The organism is Pseudomonas sp. CG7, from assembly GCF_023701885.1.
Classification (GTDB): domain Bacteria; phylum Pseudomonadota; class Gammaproteobacteria; order Pseudomonadales; family Pseudomonadaceae; genus Aquipseudomonas; species Aquipseudomonas zanjanensis.
On record NZ_JABAEE010000157.1, the window covers coordinates 1 to 4,398 of the forward strand.

Sequence of the window (4,398 nt, forward strand, 5' to 3'; positions counted from 1 at the left end):
CCCTGAAAGAGAGCTTACTGTGATCGCAAAAGTGGCATAACAAAACGGTGACGCGACAACTACCTTGAAAAACGCCGCCTGGCAGGGCCTCATCGCGAGCAAGCTCGCTCCCACAGGGGCTTCGGTACGACACAAAACCCTGTGGGCGCGAGCTTGCTCGCGATGGCGATATCGCCAGCGCAGAAAATCTCAAGCTGCCAAGGATATACGCCCCCGCTCATCCACGAGCAAAACCCTTACACAATTTCACACAGCCTCTACAAAACTTTACCGCTGGGCCCGTAGCAGGTCCGCCGCACACGAGGCAATCCGCTGGCATGCATCCGCCAGTTTCAGCTGATCGACCACCAGCCCGATGCGGATATGCCCCGCCGCACTGGGCCCAAACGCCTCGCCGGCCAGTACCGACACGCCGTGATCGTCCAACAGGCGCTCGGCAAACGCCTGAGCATCGAGGCCCGTCGGGCGGATGTCGACCATCACGAACATGCCACCATCGGGCCGCACCGGCTTGAGCCCCGGGCAATCGCCGAGCATGGCGCACACCAGGTCGCGGCGCTGGCGATATTCTTCATGCATCTGCGCGACTTCCGGCAATTCCTGCTCCAGGGCAACCTGGGCTGCGCGCTGCACGAAGTCCGGCAGGCCGAACAGCATGCACAACGACAGGTTCGCCAGATGGTCAGTGAGGGCTTCGGGGCCAACGACCCAGCCGATCCGCCAACCGGTCATGGCGTGGGATTTGGACAGGCTGTTGATCGTCGCGGTGCGCTCGGCCATGCCCGGCAGGCTGGCCGGACTGATGTGTTCGCCGTCGTAGAGCAGGTCGCTGTAGACCTCGTCACTGATCAGCCACAGGTCATGTTCAATGCACAACCGCGCCAATGCTTGCCAAGTAGACATCGGCAGGCTGGCGCCGGATGGGTTGTTCGGGCTGTTGAGCAGTATCGCCCGGGTACGCGGGGTCACAAGACGGGCAACGTCCGCCGGCTCGACCCGAAAGCCGTTCTCCGGGCGGACCGCCACCGGCAGCACTTTCGCGCCGCAGGCACCGAACACCGCTTCGTAGGTGACATACATCGGCTCGGCGACGATGACTTCGTCGCCAGGGTTGAGCAGGCATTGCGCGACCGCATACACCGCGCATTGCGCGCCCGGCAGCACGACGACGTGCTCGGCCTCCACCGGCTGGCCGCAGCGCAAGCGATGACGCCGGGCAATGCTGGCCCGCAAGGTGTGCAAGCCGCGGATGTCCGAATAGTGGGTCTCACCGGCCCGCAGGCTGCCCACGGCGGCCTCGACAATGGCGCGCGGGGTGTCGAAGTCCGGATCGCCCACTGACAGCAACAACACATCCATGCCCTGTTCGCGCATGGCCAGCGCCCGGTCGTGAATCTGCCAGGCGGCGGCACCCTCGCCGGTGATGCGTTGGGTCAAAGCTGAGAAGCGCATGTATCTCTCCTGATTGCGCGATATCCAGCCTCAACCCTATCTCAAATCACACACCACGCCACCCTCGCAGCGCTTTTGTGGCGAGGGAGCTTGCTCCCGCTGGGTACTGTAGGAGCTGGCGAAGCCTGCGATCTTTTGATCTTTCACTTAAGACTCAAACGTCTGGGGGAAAGATCGCAGCCTCGCTTCGCTCGGCAGCTCCTACAGGCCCAGCGGGAGCAAGCTCCCTCGCCACAGGTTCACCCAGCTCTCAAGTGCCTATCGAGCTTACCGCGCGGCAACCCGCCAAAGCCGAGCAATGTCCCGGGCGCGCTCGCTCAGCAGGCGCGGGGCGTCGGTGCAGGCTTCTTGCAGGGTCATCGGCCCGCTGGCCAGGGCGAAGGCGGCGTCGATGCCATGTTCATACAGGGCCTGGTAGCCCTCCCCCAGCGAGCCGGCAATGACCACCACCGGTACGCCATGTTGGCGGGCGATGCGGGCCACGCCGAAAGGGGTTTTGCCGCGCAGGGTCTGGGCATCGAAACGGCCTTCGCCGGTAATCACCAGGTCGGCGCCGCTGACCGCTTCGGCCAGCCCGGTCAACTGGGCGACGACGTCCACCCCGGTACGAAACTGCGCCCCCAGGAACGCCTTGGCCGCGAAGCCCAGGCCACCGGCCGCGCCGCTGCCCGGCTCGTCGCGCACATCCTTGGTCAACGCCCGGGCGCACTGTTCGGCGAAATGCCCAAGGGCCTGGTCCAGCGCCTGCACTTGCTGGGCAGTGGCGCCCTTCTGCGGACCGAAAACCACAGACGCGCCATGGGGGCCGCACAACGGGTTATCGACATCGGCGGCAATCTCGAAGCTGACCTGGGCGAGGCGCGGATCGAGGTCGCTCAGGTCGATGCGCGACAGGCTCGCCAAGGCCAGGCCTCCGGGTGGAAGGGGTTGGCTTTGCTCATCCAGCAATGCCACGCCCAGGGCCTGCATCGCACCGGCACCGCCGTCGTTGGTGGCACTGCCGCCAATCGCCAGGATCACCCGCCCGGCGCCTGCATCGAGGGCCGCGCGAATCAGCTCGCCAGTGCCGTAGGTGCTGCTGGAACAGGCATCGCGTTGCCCCGGCGGCACCCATTGCAAACCACTGGCCTCGGCCATCTCGATGATTGCGGTGCGGCTCTCGGCCAACCAGCCCCAGCGCGCATCGACGGCGACACCCAACGGACCGCGGACCCGGGTGCGGCGCCACTCACCGTGACAGGCCGCCAACACCGACTCCACCGTCCCCTCCCCGCCGTCCGCCATCGGGCATTTGATCAACTGCGCATCCGGCCAGACCTCGGCCAGCCCCAGGGCGATGGCATCGGCGACGCCCTGGGCGCTGAGGCTGTCCTTGAACGAGTCGGGGGCGATGATTATTTTCATATTATTCTCCGGTTCCGATGCTCTGCATGCTGGCAGCTGACCGCAGCCGTGACGCCGGTCCGCCGCACAAAAGACACCAGGCATTATTGTTCAAGATTACAAAAAACGGTTTTCCAGGGAAATTCAGGTTGAAGCGGCCGGCCTCATCGCGAGCAAGCTCGCTCCCACATGGGCCTGCGTAAACTCAGGATCTGCATATAACACCGACCCACTGTGGGAGCGAGCTTGCTCGCGATGGCGGTGAACCAGTCGATACAAATGCTGGCTGACTTGACGCTATCGTGAGCAAGCTCGCGCCCACAGTTGATGGGTGAGGGGTTGAGAAATCGGTTGGATCCACGCGGCGGTTCTGGTATTTGATTGGACCTTTCCCATGGATAAAAGGATCTTGTCATGAGCTACCGCACGCTAGGCCATTCCGGGTTGCAAGTCTCGACGTTGACCCTGGGCACGATGATGTTCGGCGAACAGACCAGCACCGAGGATTCGCTGCGGATCATCGACAAGGCCTGGGACCAGGGCATCAATTTCATCGACACCGCGGACGTCTACACCAACGGTCGCTCCGAGGAAATCGTCGGCGAGGCCATCGCCAGTCGCCGCCAGGAGTGGGTATTGGCCACCAAGGTCGGTTTCGGCCCGCCGGACGGCGTGCCCAACCGCAGCGGCCTGAGCCGCAAGCATCTGTTCAATGGCATCGAGGCCAGCCTGACGCGCCTGGGCACCGATTACCTGGACATCTATTACCTGCACCGCGAAGACCACAACACCCCGCTGCACGTGACCGTGTCGGCCATTGGCGACTTGATTCGCCAAGGCAAGATCCGCTACTGGGGCCTGTCGAACTACCGTGGCTGGCGCATCGCCGAAGTGATACGGATCGCCGACAGCCTGGGCATCGACCGGCCGGTGATCAGCCAACCGCTGTACAACATCGTCAACCGCCAGGCGGAAACCGAGCAGATCACCGCGGCCCAGAACTACGGCCTCGGCGTGGTGCCGTTCAGCCCCCTGGCCCGTGGCGTGCTCAGCGGCAAGTACGCGCCGGACGTGGCGCCGGACGCCAACAGCCGTGCCGGTCGCCAGGACAAACGCATCCTGGAAACCGAATGGCGGGTCGAATCCCTGCGCATTGCCCAGCAAATCCTGCAGTACACCCAGGGCCGAGGCGTGGGCATCGTCGAGTTCGCCATCGCCTGGGTGCTGAACAACAGCGCCGTGACCTCGGCCATCGTCGGACCGCGCACCGAGGAACAATGGGATTCGTACATCAAGGCGCAAGCAGTGAAGATCAGCGCGGAAGATGAAGCCTTCATCGACTCGCTGGTGACGCCGGGGCATGCTTCGACGCCGGGGTTCAATGATGTGGGGCATTTCGTGCCGGGGCGCGTGCCGCGTACGTCTTAACATTCACGGACATCGTGGCGAGGGAGCTTGCTCCCGCTCGGCTGCGCAGCGCGGCCGGCGTTCAGGGGGCGCGGGGGCGGCGCCACCGGTGCCCTCGCCCACGCCCCCAGGACCCGCCCCCTCCCGGGTGCGCGC

Annotated in this window: 3 protein-coding genes; 1 reads left to right on the forward strand and 2 read right to left on the reverse strand. The window is 64.6% G+C overall.

Going from position 1 to position 4,398, the window contains the following annotated elements; all coding sequences use genetic code 11:
• Positions 1-267 precede the first annotated feature (267 nt).
• Together HGO40_RS30205 and HGO40_RS30210 are read right to left on the reverse strand one after the other, a co-directional pair.
• Positions 268-1,452, reverse strand: a complete 1,185-nt coding sequence (locus tag HGO40_RS30205) for a pyridoxal phosphate-dependent aminotransferase (RefSeq protein WP_250966022.1) — start codon at positions 1,450-1,452, stop codon at positions 268-270.
• A 267-nt stretch (positions 1,453-1,719) separates the two neighbouring features.
• On the reverse strand, positions 1,720-2,856 hold the full coding sequence (locus HGO40_RS30210) for a glycerate kinase (RefSeq protein ID WP_250966023.1): 1,137 nt from the start codon (positions 2,854-2,856) through the stop codon (positions 1,720-1,722).
• 393 nt (positions 2,857-3,249) lie between these two features.
• Between HGO40_RS30210 and HGO40_RS30215 the strand changes: the two genes are divergently transcribed.
• Positions 3,250-4,263 carry an aldo/keto reductase gene (locus HGO40_RS30215; protein WP_250966024.1) on the forward strand — a complete coding sequence of 338 codons (1,014 nt, stop codon included), beginning with the start codon at positions 3,250-3,252 and terminating at the stop codon, positions 4,261-4,263.
• The last annotated feature ends 135 nt before the right edge of the window (positions 4,264-4,398 follow it).